Source organism: Pseudomonas sp. NFIX10, assembly GCF_900111955.1.
GTDB lineage: Bacteria > Pseudomonadota > Gammaproteobacteria > Pseudomonadales > Pseudomonadaceae > Aquipseudomonas > Aquipseudomonas fluorescens_AA.
The window spans coordinates 1-14547 of the sequence record NZ_FOKH01000029.1; the positions used below are offsets into that span (position 1 = coordinate 1).

Here is a 14547-nt window from a genome sequence, read left to right on the forward strand (position 1 = left end):
CGCGGAGTAACTTGTGATGCTGATAATCTGTTGACTAGCAGTCTGACTCCACAAGCACCCACACGAATTGCTTGATTCAGTTGTTAAAGAGCGGTTGGCTGAGCCTTTCGTCTCAACCGAGGCGCGCATTCTACAGCGCCCCGTGCATCTGTCAAGCGGTTATTTTCAGAAATCTTCAAAGTTTCGCCTCGGAAACCTCAACAACTTCAACCACTTGCGCTTCCGATCTCTCGTTAGCGGGAGGCGAATTCTACAGCGTTACTCGCTGCTGTCAACACCTCTTTTTCACCGCTTTCGACCGAGAAGATCGAACCGCATATAGAGCCAAACAACACCGCTCTATCTGCTCCTTCCGGGCTTCGATGAACTGAAGCCCCGCACCTTCGAAACCTACTTAACTCGTTGAATCTCAAGGATTTTTCCGTTTCGACTGCGCCGGAAGTGGGGCGAATTATAGACGTCCAGAACCTGCCGTCAACAGCTTTCTTCATAATTCTGTCACATCGATCAAAAAGCCCCACAAACATAGAGGCCGGCGCCTGACGGCGCCGGCCTCTTCTCTGACCGATTACAAGCTGGGGAACGCGAACTGTGAAGCCTCATGGCTGGCACGCTGCGGCCAGCGCTGGGTGATCGCCTTGCGCCGGGTATAGAAACGCACGCCGTCCGGGCCATAGGCGTGCAGGTCGCCGAACAGCGAACGCTTCCAACCGCCAAAGCTGTGATAGGCCACAGGCACCGGCAATGGAACGTTGACGCCCACCATGCCGACCTCGATCTCGTCGCAGAACAACCGCGCCGCCTCGCCATCGCGAGTGAAGATGCAGGTGCCATTGCCATACTCGTGATCATTGATCAGTTGCATCGCCTCTTCCAGGCTGTTGACCCGGACGATGCACAGCACCGGCCCAAAGATCTCTTCCTTATAGATGCGCATCTCGGGGGTCACACGATCGAACAGGCAGCCACCGAGGAAGAAGCCCTCCTCGTGCCCAGCCACACTCAAGCCGCGACCATCGACAATCAGCGAAGCACCCGCCGCCACACCCTCTTCTATATAGCCACTGACCTTGTCCCGGTGCTGACCGGTCACCAACGGCCCCATGTCCAACCCGCAAGACGTGCCGGCGCCGATCTTCAGCGCCTTGATCTGCGGCACCAGCTTGGCCACCAGTGCATCCGCCACTTGGTCGCCGACACACACTGCCACCGAAATCGCCATGCAACGCTCGCCGCACGAACCGTACGCCGCACCCATCAGCGCGCTGACGGCATTGTCCAGGTCGGCATCCGGCATCAGCACCGCATGGTTCTTCGCCCCACCCAGTGCCTGGACGCGTTTGCCACGTCGAGTGCCCTCGGCATAGATGTATTCGGCAATCGGCGTCGAACCGACAAAACTCAGCGCCTTCACTTCCGGCGCTTCGATCAGCGCATCCACCGCGGCCTTGTCGCCATGGACCACGCTCAAGACGCCCTTGGGCAACCCGGCTTCCAACAGCAATTGGGCGATCAGCAACGTCGAACTCGGGTCGCGCTCGGACGGTTTGAGAATGAAGCAGTTACCGCAGACGATCGCCAGCGGATACATCCACAGCGGAACCATCGCCGGGAAGTTGAACGGCGTGATGCCCGCCACCACGCCCAAGGGCTGAAAGTCTGACCAGGCGTCGATGTTCGGTCCTACGTTACGGCTGTATTCGCCTTTCAGGATTTCTGGCGCTGCACAGGCAAACTCGACGTTTTCGATGCCGCGCTTGAGTTCGCCGGCTGCATCTTCCAGGGTCTTGCCGTGCTCTTCGCTGATCAACTGGGCGATACGCGCCTCGTTTTGCTCCAGCAATTGCTTGAAACGGAACATGACCTGCGCACGCTTGGCCGCCGGCGTATTGCGCCAGGCCGGGAAAGCCGCCTTGGCAGCGTCGATAGCCTGCTGGATGGTCGCGCGATCAGCCAACGGCACCTTATGGATGGCCTGGCCAGTGGACGGATTGAACACATCGGCGGTGCGAGCGCTGTCGCTCAGCAGTTCGCCATTGATCAAATGCGGGATGAGGCTCATGGGGGACTCCGGAATTATCCACAGGCGCCGTTGACCGGCGCCCGTTATCGAAAGCTATAGAGAAGGACGCATCAGTCGAGCTTGTTCAGCACTTCACCGACGGCGTCGAACAGGCGATCCAGGTCCTGCGGCTTACTGTTGAACGTCGGCCCGAACTGCAAGGTGTCGCCGCCGAAGCGCACATAGAACCCGGCTTTCCACAACGCCATGCCGGCCTCGAACGGACGCACGATCGCATCGCCATCGCGCCCGGCGATCTGGATCGCGCCGGCCAGGCCATAGTTACGAATGTCGATGACGTTCTTCGCGCCCTTCAAACCGTGCAGTGCATTCTCGAAATGCGGGGCGATCTCGGCCACGCTCTGCACCAGGTTTTCCTTTTGCAGCAGGTCCAGCGCCGCCAGACCCGCCGCGCAAGCCACCGGGTGCGCCGAGTAGGTGTAGCCGTGGGGGAATTCCACCGCGTACTCAGGCGTCGGCTGGTTCATGAACGTCTGGTAGATCTCGCTGCTGGCGATCACCGCGCCCATGGGGATCGCGCCATTGGTGACTTGCTTGGCGATGCACATCAGGTCCGGCGTCACGCCAAAGCTGTCGGCACCGAACATCGAACCGGTGCGACCGAAACCAGTGATCACTTCGTCGAACACCAAGAGAATGCTGTGCTGGTCGCAGATTTCCCGCAGACGCTTGAGGTACCCCTCAGGCGGCACCAGCACGCCGGCCGAGCCAGCCATCGGTTCGACGAACACTGCGGCAATGTTGGACGCATCGTGCAGTTCGATCAGCTTCAGCAGCTCATCGGCCAAGGCGATGCCACCTTCTTTCGGCATGCCACGGGAATAGGCGTTGCTGGCCAGCAAGGTGTGGGGCAAGTGATCGACGTCCATCATCGCCTGGCCGAACAACTTGCGGTTGCCACTGACGCCGCCGAGGCTGGTACCGGCGATGTTCACCCCGTGATAACCACGGGCACGGCCGATCATCTTGCTCTTGGTCGCCTGGCCCTTGAGCCGCCAGTAGGCGCGGACCATCTTCACCGCGGTATCGGCACACTCGGAGCCGGAATCGGTGAAGAACACGTGATTGAGATTGCCCGGGGTCAGGCTGGTGATTTTTTCCGCCAACTGGAACGACAGCGGATGACCGTACTGGAACCCCGGCGAGTAATCGAGGGTGCCCAGTTGCTTGGCGACCGCTTCCTGGATTTCCTTGCGGGTGTGCCCGGCGCCGCATGTCCACAGCCCCGACAGCGAGTCGTACACCTTGCGCCCCTTGTCATCCACCAACCAGCTGCCTTCGGCGGCGACGATCAGGCGCGGATCGCGCTGGAAATTACGGTTGGCGGTGTAAGGCATCCAGTGGGCATCGAGCTTGAGCTGGCTGGCCAGGGAACCGGCAGCGTGTTCGGGCATGTTCATCGACAAAAACCTCGCAGGTCATAAGCGACAGGGAATCGAAAGCGTTCTTGCAGCTAAGTTGCCACGGCGATAAAGTCGATGAAATGCAACTTTTGTAACCTTTAGTCGGCGGATCACTAAACTATGAGCGCGCGTCGTCCCGATCCACTGCCCCAGGTCAGCGACTTTGATATTCGCCTGCTGCGTATTTTCCGCAGCGTCGTGGAATGTGGTGGGTTTTCCGCCGCGGAAACCGTGCTTGGCATCGGCCGCTCGGCCATCAGCCAGCAGATGAGCGATCTCGAACAACGCCTCGGTTTGCGTCTATGCCAACGCGGGCGCGCGGGGTTTTCCCTGACCGAGGAAGGCCGCGAGGTGTATCAGTCGGCGTTGCAGTTATTAAGCGCACTGGAAAGTTTTCGCACCGAGGTCAACGGCCTGCACCAGCACTTGCGCGGTGAGTTGACCATCGGCCTGACCGACAACCTGGTCACCCTGCCCCACATGCGCATCACCCACGCCCTGGCGCAATTGAAAGAGCGCGGGCCCGATGTACAGATCCAGATCCGCATGATCGCACCCAACGAAGTCGAGCAAGGCGTGCTCGACGGGCGCTTGCATGTCGGCGTGGTCCCCCAGGCCAGTGCCCTGTCAGGGCTGGAATATCAACCGCTGTACAGTGAGCGGTCGCTGCTGTACTGCGCGGTCGGGCATCCGCTGTTTTATGTCGATGACCAACAGCTTGAAGACGCTCGCCTCAATAGCCAGGACGCCATCGCACCGACCTTCCGCCTGCCGGCCGAGATCCAGGCCCACTACCAGGCGCTCAATTGCACCGCCAGTGCATCGGACCGCGAAGGCATGGCGTTCCTGATTCTCACCGGGCGCTACATCGGTTACCTGCCTGATCACTACGCCAACCTCTGGGTCCAGCAAGGTCGGTTGCGGGCCTTGAAGCCCGCGGCACGGTTCTATGACCTGAGCCTGGCGTCGGTTACGCGCAAGGGTCGCCGGCCTCATCTGGTGCTGGAGAGTTTCCTCGAGAGCCTGGCGGCCACCCGCTGATCGCCTCAGCTCCCACAGATGTTTAGCCGGCTTTTAGTGTGATGGCACTTGTCGGATTGATGCCGGTGCGCTATCAACGCACTTGCTTGCCCACAGACCCAGCCCGGAAACGCCCATGACCTTTGAAGTCCCAGCCCACAGTGGCAAGCCCACCAGTCGCATTCGTCAAAAGAACGAAGAGACGATCCTCAAGGCTGCCGAAGATGAATTCGCTCGCCACGGGTTCAAAGGTACCAGCATGAATGCCATCGCCCTCAAGGCTGGGCTGCCCAAGGCGAACCTGCATTATTACTTCACCAATAAACTCGGCTTGTACGTGGCGGTGCTGAGCAACATCATCGAATTGTGGGACAGCACCTTCAATACCCTCACCGCCGAGGATGATCCAGCCGAAGCCTTGACCCGCTATATCCGCGCCAAAATGGAGTTCTCTCGTCGCCAGCCCCAGGCATCGCGGTTGTTTGCCATGGAAGTGATCAGCGGTGGCGAATGCCTGACCGAATATTTCAACCAGGATTATCGCGCCTGGTTCAATGGTCGTGCGGCCGTGTTCCAGGCCTGGATCGACGCCGGCAAGATGGACCCGATCGATCCGGTGCACCTTATTTTCCTGTTGTGGGGCAGCACCCAGCATTACGCCGACTTCGCCACCCAGATCTGTCGCGTGACCGGTCGCAGCAAGTTGACCAAGCAAGACATGATCGACGCGGGTGACAACCTGATCCGCATCATTCTCAAGGGCTGCGGCCTGACACCCACCCTTTAAGATCGCCATGCCCTTTACCCTTGCCGGTTTTTGCGAGTACCGCGAAGAAATTCGCAAAAGCCGCTTCATCACCTTCGCCGCGCCCATCACAAGCCCCGCCGATGCCCAAGCGTTCATCGAGCAGCACAGCGACCTGGATGCCACGCACAATTGCTGGGCCTGGAAACTCGGCGACCAATACCGCAGCAACGACGATGGCGAACCAGGTGGCACCGCCGGGCGGCCGATCCTGGCGGCGATCGAAGCCCAGGCCTGCGATCAAGTCGTGGTGCTGGTGATTCGCTGGTACGGCGGGATTCAACTGGGCACGGGTGGGCTCGCCCGGGCTTACGGCGGCGGTGCGAACAAATGCCTGCAAAACGCCGAAAAAATCGAACTGATCAGCCGTGTGCCGCTGCACTGTAGCTGCGGGTTCGCCGAACTGCCCCTGGTGAAATTGCGCGTCGCCGAGTGCAGCGGGCTGGTGAACGAAGAACGCTTCACGGCCAATGGCGTAGACCTGGAATTGGCCGTGGGTGAAGCTCACATCGAAACCTTGCAAGCGCAACTGGCCGGCCTGAGCCGTGGACGGATCCTGCTGGAGCGTTGAGTTCGCAGGCTTGCAACCTTTCAGGGCATCGCGCAATCGTTCAACTTGCCCACATCCACTGTGCACCCGACTGTGGATAACCTGAGCACATTCCTCTGTAACCCTTCTGTCATGCGGGTTTCAGAGGGTTGCTCATTTTTCGTCCAAAGTCCTGCCCAATCGACAAATCCATCTGCAAAACAAATGCTTGCAGGGGTTTATCACCTTTAGAAGAAAGCCTCGCAGTGCTTATGCCCGAGTCTGCAGCTTGCGCACAATAACTGTGGAGCAACCTGTGGATAACCCGTTCATGGCTCCTCCCGCCCCAAGAAGATCACGGCTCGCGGTCGCTTGTTCAATTTTTAACCACCCATTTCAGAGCAAACCAATGCCTGCATAAAACGTGCGCGCTCCAACCCGGTGCAGAATTTTCCTGTTACAGGTATCCAGGCCATACGCAGAGGGCCTTGGCGGCGGGGCCAAGGCAATTTCCTGACCTTATGGCCAGGAAATTGCTTTATCCACAGGCATTCCTGTCCATCGGCCCGAGCCTGTCATGTCCAACCCCGACTCCATCGCGCGCCTGCAACTGCGCAAGATCAGTAAACGCTACCCCGGTTGCCTGGCCAACGACGCCATCGACCTGAGCATCCAGCCCGGCGAAATCCACGCCCTGCTCGGCGAAAACGGTGCGGGCAAAAGCACCCTGATGAAGATTATCTACGGCGTCACCCCTGCCGATTCAGGTGAAGTGATCTGGCAAGGCCAGCGCGTCAACCTGCGTAACCCGGCCCAGGCTCGCAGCCTGGGCATCGGCATGGTGTTCCAGCATTTCTCGCTGTTCGAGACCCTCACCGTTGCGCAGAACATTGCCCTGGCAATGGGCGCGACAGCCGGTTCGCCAGCACAGCTGGAACCCCGGATTCGCGAAGTGTCCCGGCGCTACGGCATGGCGCTGGAACCGCAGCGGCTGGTTCACAGCCTGTCGATCGGCGAGCGCCAGCGGGTGGAGATCATTCGCTGCCTGATGCAGGACATTCGGCTGTTGATTCTTGATGAGCCGACCTCGGTGCTCACGCCCGTGGAAGCCGAAGAGCTGTTCGTGACCCTGCGCCGCCTGGCGAGCGAGGGCTGCAGTATTTTGTTTATCAGCCACAAGCTCGGAGAGGTGCGAGCCTTGTGCCACAGCGCCACGGTGCTGCGGGGCGGGCGGGTTTCGGGGCACTGCACCCCGGCGCACTGCTCGGACCGGGAACTGGCACAACTGATGGTCGGCGAAGCGGCCGGACTGATCACGGACTACCCCAAGGTCAGCGCAGACAAAGCCTTCCTGCAAATCAACCAGCTGTCCTGGCACAACCCGGACCCGTTCGGCTGCTCGTTGAGGGACATTGACCTTGAGGTCTGCAGCGGCGAAATCGTCGGCATCGCCGGGGTGGCGGGCAACGGCCAGGACGAATGGCTGGCGTTGCTCAGCGGAGAAACGCAGCTTCCCCGCCAGCAAGGCGAAACGATCCGATTCGCCGGTCAACCCGTCGCGCATCTGCGCCCCGATGCCCGTCGTCGGCTCGGCCTGGCATTTGTCCCCGCCGAACGCCTGGGCCACGGCGCCGTGCCGCAATTGAGCCTGGCGGATAACGCCTTGCTCAGCGCGTTCCAACAGGGCCTGGTCAGCCATGGGCTGATTCGACGTCGGCAGGTCGAACACCTGGCCGAGGAAATCATCCGTCGCTTCGGCGTGAAGACACCTGACACCCGAACCCCGGCACGCAGCCTTTCGGGGGGCAACTTGCAGAAATTCATTCTTGGCCGGGAAATTCTCCAACAGCCAAAACTGCTGGTGGCCGCGCACCCGACCTGGGGCGTGGACGTCGGGGCGGCGGCGACCATCCATCGTGCCCTGATCGCCCTGCGCGATGCGGGCGCGGCCATTCTGGTGATCTCCGAAGACCTCGACGAACTGTTCCAGATCAGCGACCGCCTCGGCGCCTTGTGCGGCGGGCGCCTGTCAGCCTTGCGCCCCACGGGCGAGACCCGACTCAGCGACGTCGGCGGCTGGATGGCCGGCCAGTTCGACGCCCCTCAACCCCCTGCCCCCGCGCCGGTATAACGGAGTTCCACATGCTGCTTTCTCTCGAACCCCGCGGCCAGCAATCGCGCCTGATGCTCTGGTGCTCGCCGCTGCTGGCCGCCGTGTTGACCCTGGGCTGCGGTTCGCTGCTGTTCATCACCCTGGGACATGACCCGTTGCAAACGCTGTACACCTTGTTGATCGCCCCGATCAGCGACCTGTACGGCGTGTCCGAGTGGCTGGTCAAGACCTTGCCGATCCTGCTCTGCGCCCTCGGTCTGGCAGTGGCCTATCAGGCGCGGATCTGGAACATCGGCGCCGAAGGCCAACTGCTGCTGGGCGCCCTGGCCGGCAGTGCCTTGGCGGTGAACATCATCGGCATGCAAAGCCGCTGGGCATTGGTGCTGATCCTGCTGACCGGCACCCTGGCAGGGGCGGCTTGGGCCGGACTCACGGCGTGGCTGCGCACGCGTTTCAATGCCAACGAAATCCTGACCAGCATCATGCTCAATTACATCGCCTTGAACCTGCTGCTGTTTTGCGTTCACGGGCCGTTGAAAGACCCGGCGGGTTTCAACTTCCCGGAGTCGGCGATGTTCGGCGAGGCCAGTCGCCTGCCATTGCTGCTGGAGGATGGCCGCGTCCATGCCGGACTGTACTTCGCCCTGCTGGCGTTGGTGGCGGTGTGGGTCTTGCTGCAGAAAAGCTTCGTCGGTTTTCAGATCAAGGTGCTGGGCCTCGACGCCCGCGCCGCCGGTTTCGCCGGCTTTCGCCAGAAGCCGCTGGTGTGGCTGGCGCTGTTGATCAGCGGTGCGCTGGCCGGGCTGGCCGGCGTCTGCGAAGTGACCGGGCCGATCGGCCAACTGGTGCCGCAGGTGTCGCCGGGCTACGGCTATGCGGCGATTACCGTGGCATTCCTGGGGCGGCTCAATCCCATCGGCATTCTGTTTGCCAGCCTGTTGATGGCGTTGCTGTACATCGGCGGCGAAAGCGCGCAGATGTCGTTGAACCTGCCCCAGGCGATCACCCAGTTGTTCCAGGGGATGATGCTGTTTTTCCTGCTGGCCTGCGACGTATTGATCCTGTACCGGCCACGCTTGAACCTGCGCTGGACCCGGCGCGCCCGAACCACTGCGGTACAGGCAGGAGCCCTGTGATGGATATCGACCTGTTGAGCAATATTTTCTACGCCATGGTGCGCTGCGGCACGCCACTGCTGCTGGTGGCCCTGGGTGAATTGGTCTGCGAAAAAAGCGGCGTCCTCAACCTGGGCCAGGAAGGCATGATGTTGTTCGGGGCGGTGATCGGTTTTATCGTCGCGTTCAACAGTGGCAACCTCTGGCTCGGCGTGCTGCTGGCGATGGCCGCCGGGATGCTGTTGTCGGCATTGTTCGCGCTAGTGGCACTGGTGTTCAACGCCAATCAGGTGGCCACCGGGCTGGCGCTGACGATTTTCGGGGTGGGCCTGTCGAGTTTTGTCGGCGCGGCCTGGGTCGGCAAACCGCTGGCGGGATTCGAGCCGCTGGCCATTCCCTACCTGAGTGACATCCCCTTGATCGGGCGGATGCTGTTTGCCCAGGACTTGCTGGTTTACCTGTCCTTCGCGCTGTTTGCCCTGGTGGCGTGGGTGTTGATGAAAAGCCGCACCGGATTGATCATCCAGGCCGTCGGCGAGAACCCCGACGCCGCCAGCGCCATGGGCCTGCCGGTGTTGCGGGTGCGGACCCTGGCGGTACTGTTTGGCGGCGCCATGGCCGGGTTGGCCGGCGCCTATCTGTCGTTGGCCTACACGCCGATGTGGGCCGAGAACATGAGCGCCGGCCGTGGCTGGATCGCCCTGGCCCTGGTGGTGTTCGCCAGTTGGCGGGTGTGGCGCCTGCTGCTGGGTGCCTACCTGTTCGGCCTCGCCAGCATCCTGCACCTGGTGGCCCAGGGCTTGGGGCTGGCGATTCCATCGAGTCTTCTGGCGATGCTGCCCTACGCCGCGACCATCATAGTGCTGGTGCTGCTGTCCCGGGATGCCGTACGCACCCGGTTGTATGCGCCGGTGTCACTGGGGCAGCCTTGGCAGGCGGGGCATTGAGATAGACCGCGGCGCACCTATCGCGAGCAAGCTCGCTCCCACACTAGACCAGGTGAACACTGAGTTCAGGTTTGACTCAGGCCCCCTGTGGGAGCGAGCTTGCTCGCGATGAGGCCCGAACAGGCAACACCTGAACCAACCCCCACACCACCTCCAAAAACAGGAAAACCCACAACACCGCACTGGCCCCATGAAGCAGCGCATACAGCTGCCAGGCCGCAAACAGAAACCGCCCCACCGCGTCATACCGTCCGTACAGCAGTTGCGGATCACGAATCCGCAGCACCGCCCACACGCAGACAATCGAGCCCAGCAAATTCACCATCAGCAGATGCGCCGGCGCAAACGGCGGCAACTCTCCTGGCAGGTCAAAGAGCTGAGACAGGCTCATCAACACACCATGCAACGCCGCAAAGCTCCACGGCGTGGCCAGCACGGCCGACACGATAAGGTCGTACCAGGCGCTGCCGCGCACCACCTGGCGATATTGCATCGAAGTCCACATACACGTTGCTCCAGATAATTGGGGAGCGAAAAGGCTAAAGCCTGGGGTATGCTCCAAGGTCAAGCCCTCCGGAATTGTCCATGCGTATCGGTGAATTAGCCCAAGCCTGCGCCGTCAGTCGAGACACCCTGCGTTTCTATGAACAGCGGGGCCTGATCGCGGCAACGCGCAGTGCCAATGGCTATCGCGACTACCCCGCCGACGTGGTCCAGCTAGTGCTCTACATCAAGACCGCCCAGCGCCTGGGCTTTACCCTGGGCGAGATCGGCGCCAGCGTCGCCGCCCTGTGGAACGCCCCCGACCCCGACTGCGCGGTGACGCAATTGCTGCAAGACAAATTGAACCTGATCGAAACCCGCATGACCGAACTCGACGCGTTGCGTCACGAGCTGAAACAACGGCTCGGGCAACGTTGTCCATTAAACCCGTAACCTCTTTCTTTCAAGGATGCCCCTCATGACTTCGGCTAGACACGCATTGATCATCGGCGCCTCCCGGGGCCTGGGCCTCGGTCTGGTGAAGACGCTGCTCAGCGATGGCTGGAACGTGACCGCCACCGTGCGCAACCCGCAGAACGCAGAAGCTTTGAAGGCGCTAGGCCCGGTACGCATTGAAAAACTCGACATGGATGACCAGCAAGCCGTCATCGCCCTGAGCCAGCAGCTCAAGGGCGAGACCTTCGACCTGCTGTTCGTCAATGCCGGTGTCAAAGGCCCGGACAACCAGAACCCAGGCGGCGCGACGCTGGCGGAAGTCGGCCAGTTGTTCTTCACCAACGCCGTGGCGCCGATCAACCTGGCCCAGCGCTTCGTCAGCCAGATTCGCGACGGCAGCGGCGTGCTGGCGTTCATGAGCTCGGTGCTGGGCAGCGTGACCATGCCCGACGCGCCGGAACTGGCGCTGTACAAGGCCAGCAAGGCGGCGCTCAATTCCATGACCAACAGCTTCGTCAGCCAACTGGGCGAGCAGGCATTGACCGTGCTGTCGCTGCACCCGGGCTGGGTGAAGACGGACATGGGCGGTGAAGGCGCGGACATCGATGTCGAGACCAGCACCCGCGGGCTGATCGACCAGGTCAATGCCTTCGCCGGCAAGGGTGGGCATCACTTCGTCAGCTACAAGGGCGAAACGATTCCCTGGTAACCCCACCTTTCCTTTGTGGGAGCGAGCTTGCTCGCGATGACGGCCTCACATCCAACAGGGATGTCGACTGATCTACCGCTATCGCGAGCAAGCTCGCTCCCACAGGGTTCTCGGCCTGACACTGGATCTGCGCCCGGCAACCTGAGTAAACTCCACCCTCGCCCACCCAACGGGCGACCCTGGATCAGCAGACAGGGCATCACTGAGCTGGCTAACCTGAACCCACTTTCAGAGGAGCCGGCCACCATGCCTGCGACCCGTACCTGGTTGAAAAACCCCCTCGCCATTTTCACCGCCAACGACCTCGATGCCCGTGGCGGCCTCGTCCTGCAGGACGGTGTGATCGTCGAACTGCTGAGCGCCGGCCAACAACCCGCCCAGCCCTGCGACCACATATTCGACGCGCGCGAGCATGTGATCCTGCCGGGGTTGATCAACACCCATCATCACTTCTACCAGACCCTGACGCGCGCCTGGGCGCCGGTGGTGAATCAGCCATTGTTCCCGTGGCTGAAGACCCTCTATCCGGTATGGGCGCGGCTGACCCCGGAAAAACTCGCCCTGGCGAGCAAAGTGGCCTTGGCCGAGTTGCTGCTGTCGGGCTGCACCACGGCGGCCGACCACCACTACCTGTTTCCCCAAGGCCTGGAACAGGCCATCGACGTGCAAGTGCAAAGTGTCCGTGAACTGGGCATGCGCGCGATGCTGACCCGCGGTTCCATGAGCCTGGGCGAGGCCGACGGAGGCTTGCCACCGCAGCAGACCGTGCAGCAGGGCGAGGTGATTCTCGCCGACAGCCAGCGCTTGATCGCCGAGTACCACGAGCGCGGCGACGGCGCCCGGATCCAGATTGCCCTGGCGCCCTGCTCGCCGTTTTCGGTCACGCCCCAGATCATGAGCGCCAGTGCCGAGCTGGCGGAGCAACTCGACGTACGCCTGCACACTCACCTGGCCGAGACCCTCGATGAAGAGGACTTTTGCCTGCAACGCTTTGGCCTGCGCACCGTGGATTACCTGGACAGCGTCGGCTGGCTCGGACCCCGTACCTGGCTGGCCCACGGCATTCATTTCAACCCGGATGAAATCGCTCGCCTCGGCGCCGCCGGCACCGGCATTTGCCATTGCCCCATTTCCAACATGCGCCTGGCCTCGGGCATCTGCCCGACCCTGGAGCTCACCGCCGCCGGCGCCCCCGTGGGCCTGGGGGTAGACGGTTCGGCGTCCAACGATGCCTCGAACATGATCCTTGAAACCCGCCAGGCGCTGTACATCCAGCGCCTGCGCTATGGCGCTCAAGCGATCACGCCGGAACGCGTACTGGGCTGGGCGACCCGGGGCTCGGCGCAACTGCTCGGGCGCAGCGATATCGGCGAACTGGCCGTGGGCAAGCAGGCCGACCTGGCGCTGTTCAAGCTCGATGAGCTGCGTTTCTCCGGCAGCCACGACCCGATCTCGGCCCTGCTGCTGTGCGGTGCGGACCGGGCGGATCGGGTGATGATCGGCGGGCAATGGCGAGTGATCGACGGGCAGGTCGAGGGGCTGGACTTGAAGGGGCTGATTGCCGATCACAGCCAGGCGGCGCGGGAATTGATCGCCGGCGCCTGACCCACCCCAAATCCCCTGTGGGAGCTGTATTGGGCCTAGAGCCCCAGCAAGGACAACATGATGAACGTCGCGAACAACACAAAGTGGGTCATGCCTTCGATGGCATTGGTTTCACCATCATTGAGGTTGATCGCGCTGACGATCAGGGTGATGAAGATCATCACCGTCTGCACCGGGGTCATCGCCATCTGGAAGGGCTGGCCGGTGTAGAGGGCCATGGCTTCCATCACCGGTACGGTGAGGATCACGGTGGACAGCGACGCGCCCAACGCGATGTTCACCACCGACTGCATGCGGTTCGCCAGGGCGGCGCGCAGAGCGGTGAGGATTTCCGGTGCGGCGGAGATCGCGGCCACCAGGATCGCCGTGACCACCGGCGGCGCGCCCGAGCCTTCCAGGCCCAGGTCGAGTGCCTTGGACATGACTTCGGCCAGGGCGCCGATCACCACCACGCCAAACACCAGGGCACCGATGGAAAACGTCAGACTGATGGGTTCCGGCTCGTTTTCCACCGGTTCTTTCTTGCGGCGTTTTTCCGGGTAGCTGTAGCTGAAGAAGTAACTGTGGGGCCCGACCTGCATGCGCAGGAACAGGGTGTACAGCACGATCATCGCGCCGATGGTGAAGGCCGAATACATTTTCCAGTTCTGCTGGGGAATGAACTCCGGTACCACCATCGACACGCCCATGGCGGTGAGGATCATCACGCTGTAGGTGCGCGCCGAATCGTCGTTGTAGGCCTGCTCGCCATGCTTGATCCCGCCCATCAGCGCCGCCAGCCCGAGGATGCCGTTGATGTCGAGCATCACCGCCGAGTAGATCGTGTCCCGCACCAGTGTCGACGACGCTTCGTTGCTCATCATGATCGCCAGGATCACCACCTCCACCAGCACCGCCGACAGGGTCAGGATCATCGTGCCGTAGGGATCACCGACTTTTTCCGCCAGCAACTCGGCGTGATGGGCCACGCGCATGGAGGCGGCGACGATGAAGCCGATCAGCACCAGGCCACCGATCAACGCGACCAGTTGCCCGTTGCCCAATAGCCAATGTTCCAGCGGGTAGGCGATGAACGCGGCGATCAGCGCCAGCAACAGCAGTTTTTCTTGCTTGAGCAAAGTGAGCATCGCGGGCCTGTCAGCGTGGGCGGGTCATGAGCTACAGACTGTAGGGGGCGGCGAACGTTTCGTTCGAGTGTGACGCACCAGACAGTGGCGAGTGGCTGGCAGGTGCACCTTTATCGATCTGGAGGGCCTCATCGCGAGCAAGCTCGCTCCCA

At 61.8% G+C, this 14547-nt stretch carries 13 protein-coding genes; 9 read left to right on the forward strand and 4 right to left on the reverse strand.

The window, feature by feature from the left end:
* Nucleotides 1-568 precede the first annotated feature (568 nt).
* Nucleotides 569-2062: a CoA-acylating methylmalonate-semialdehyde dehydrogenase gene (locus BM321_RS22635; protein WP_072410360.1), complete on the reverse strand. Its 1494-nt coding sequence runs from the start codon at nucleotides 2060-2062 to the stop codon at nucleotides 569-571.
* A gap of 71 nt (nucleotides 2063-2133) precedes the next feature.
* Complete coding sequence (locus BM321_RS22640; RefSeq protein ID WP_092444868.1) at nucleotides 2134-3483, reverse strand: omega-aminotransferase AptA; 1350 nt, start codon at nucleotides 3481-3483, stop codon at nucleotides 2134-2136.
* 123 nt (nucleotides 3484-3606) lie between these two features.
* On the opposite strand from BM321_RS22640, the gene BM321_RS22645 reads away from it, so the two are divergent.
* From BM321_RS22645 to BM321_RS22670, 6 genes are all read left to right on the forward strand, one after another.
* Nucleotides 3607-4527, forward strand: coding sequence for a LysR family transcriptional regulator (locus BM321_RS22645; RefSeq protein ID WP_092331171.1), 921 nt, complete (start codon nucleotides 3607-3609; stop codon nucleotides 4525-4527).
* A gap of 115 nt (nucleotides 4528-4642) precedes the next feature.
* Complete coding sequence (locus BM321_RS22650; protein ID WP_060739307.1) at nucleotides 4643-5293, forward strand: TetR/AcrR family transcriptional regulator; 651 nt, start codon at nucleotides 4643-4645, stop codon at nucleotides 5291-5293.
* A gap of 7 nt (nucleotides 5294-5300) precedes the next feature.
* Nucleotides 5301-5882, forward strand: coding sequence for an IMPACT family protein (locus BM321_RS22655; protein ID WP_092444870.1), 582 nt, complete (start codon nucleotides 5301-5303; stop codon nucleotides 5880-5882).
* 535 nt (nucleotides 5883-6417) lie between these two features.
* Complete coding sequence (locus tag BM321_RS22660; RefSeq protein ID WP_092331166.1) at nucleotides 6418-7971, forward strand: ABC transporter ATP-binding protein; 1554 nt, start codon at nucleotides 6418-6420, stop codon at nucleotides 7969-7971.
* Nucleotides 7972-7982: 11 nt separating this feature from the next.
* Entirely contained in the window at nucleotides 7983-9089 is a 1107-nt protein-coding gene (locus tag BM321_RS22665; RefSeq protein WP_092444872.1) for an ABC transporter permease, read from the forward strand.
* A complete protein-coding gene (locus BM321_RS22670; protein WP_092444874.1) occupies nucleotides 9089-10015 on the forward strand; it encodes an ABC transporter permease in 927 nt (308 codons plus the stop codon). The genes BM321_RS22665 and BM321_RS22670 overlap by 1 nt, the downstream gene beginning before the upstream one ends.
* A gap of 76 nt (nucleotides 10016-10091) precedes the next feature.
* On the opposite strand, the gene BM321_RS22675 is transcribed toward BM321_RS22670, so the two are convergent.
* Nucleotides 10092-10520 (reverse strand): hypothetical protein, encoded by a 429-nt coding sequence (locus BM321_RS22675; protein WP_092444876.1) that lies wholly within the window; start codon nucleotides 10518-10520, stop codon nucleotides 10092-10094.
* A gap of 80 nt (nucleotides 10521-10600) precedes the next feature.
* Between BM321_RS22675 and BM321_RS22680 the strand changes: the two genes are divergently transcribed.
* The 3 genes from BM321_RS22680 (at nucleotide 10601) to BM321_RS22690 (ending at nucleotide 13268) form a co-directional block, all read left to right on the forward strand.
* Entirely contained in the window at nucleotides 10601-10951 is a 351-nt protein-coding gene (locus tag BM321_RS22680; protein ID WP_053118143.1) for a MerR family transcriptional regulator, read from the forward strand.
* Nucleotides 10952-10976: 25 nt separating this feature from the next.
* The gene (locus BM321_RS22685) at nucleotides 10977-11663 is read left to right on the forward strand and encodes an SDR family oxidoreductase (protein ID WP_092444878.1); all 687 of its coding nucleotides are present in this window, start codon (nucleotides 10977-10979) and stop codon (nucleotides 11661-11663) included.
* Nucleotides 11664-11909: 246 nt separating this feature from the next.
* Nucleotides 11910-13268 carry an 8-oxoguanine deaminase gene (locus BM321_RS22690; protein WP_092444880.1) on the forward strand — a complete coding sequence of 453 codons (1359 nt, stop codon included), beginning with the start codon at nucleotides 11910-11912 and terminating at the stop codon, nucleotides 13266-13268.
* 35 nt (nucleotides 13269-13303) lie between these two features.
* On the opposite strand, the gene BM321_RS22695 is transcribed toward BM321_RS22690, so the two are convergent.
* Nucleotides 13304-14395 (reverse strand): calcium:cation antiporter, encoded by a 1092-nt coding sequence (locus tag BM321_RS22695; RefSeq protein ID WP_092444882.1) that lies wholly within the window; start codon nucleotides 14393-14395, stop codon nucleotides 13304-13306.
* Between the last annotated feature and the right edge of the window lie 152 nt (nucleotides 14396-14547).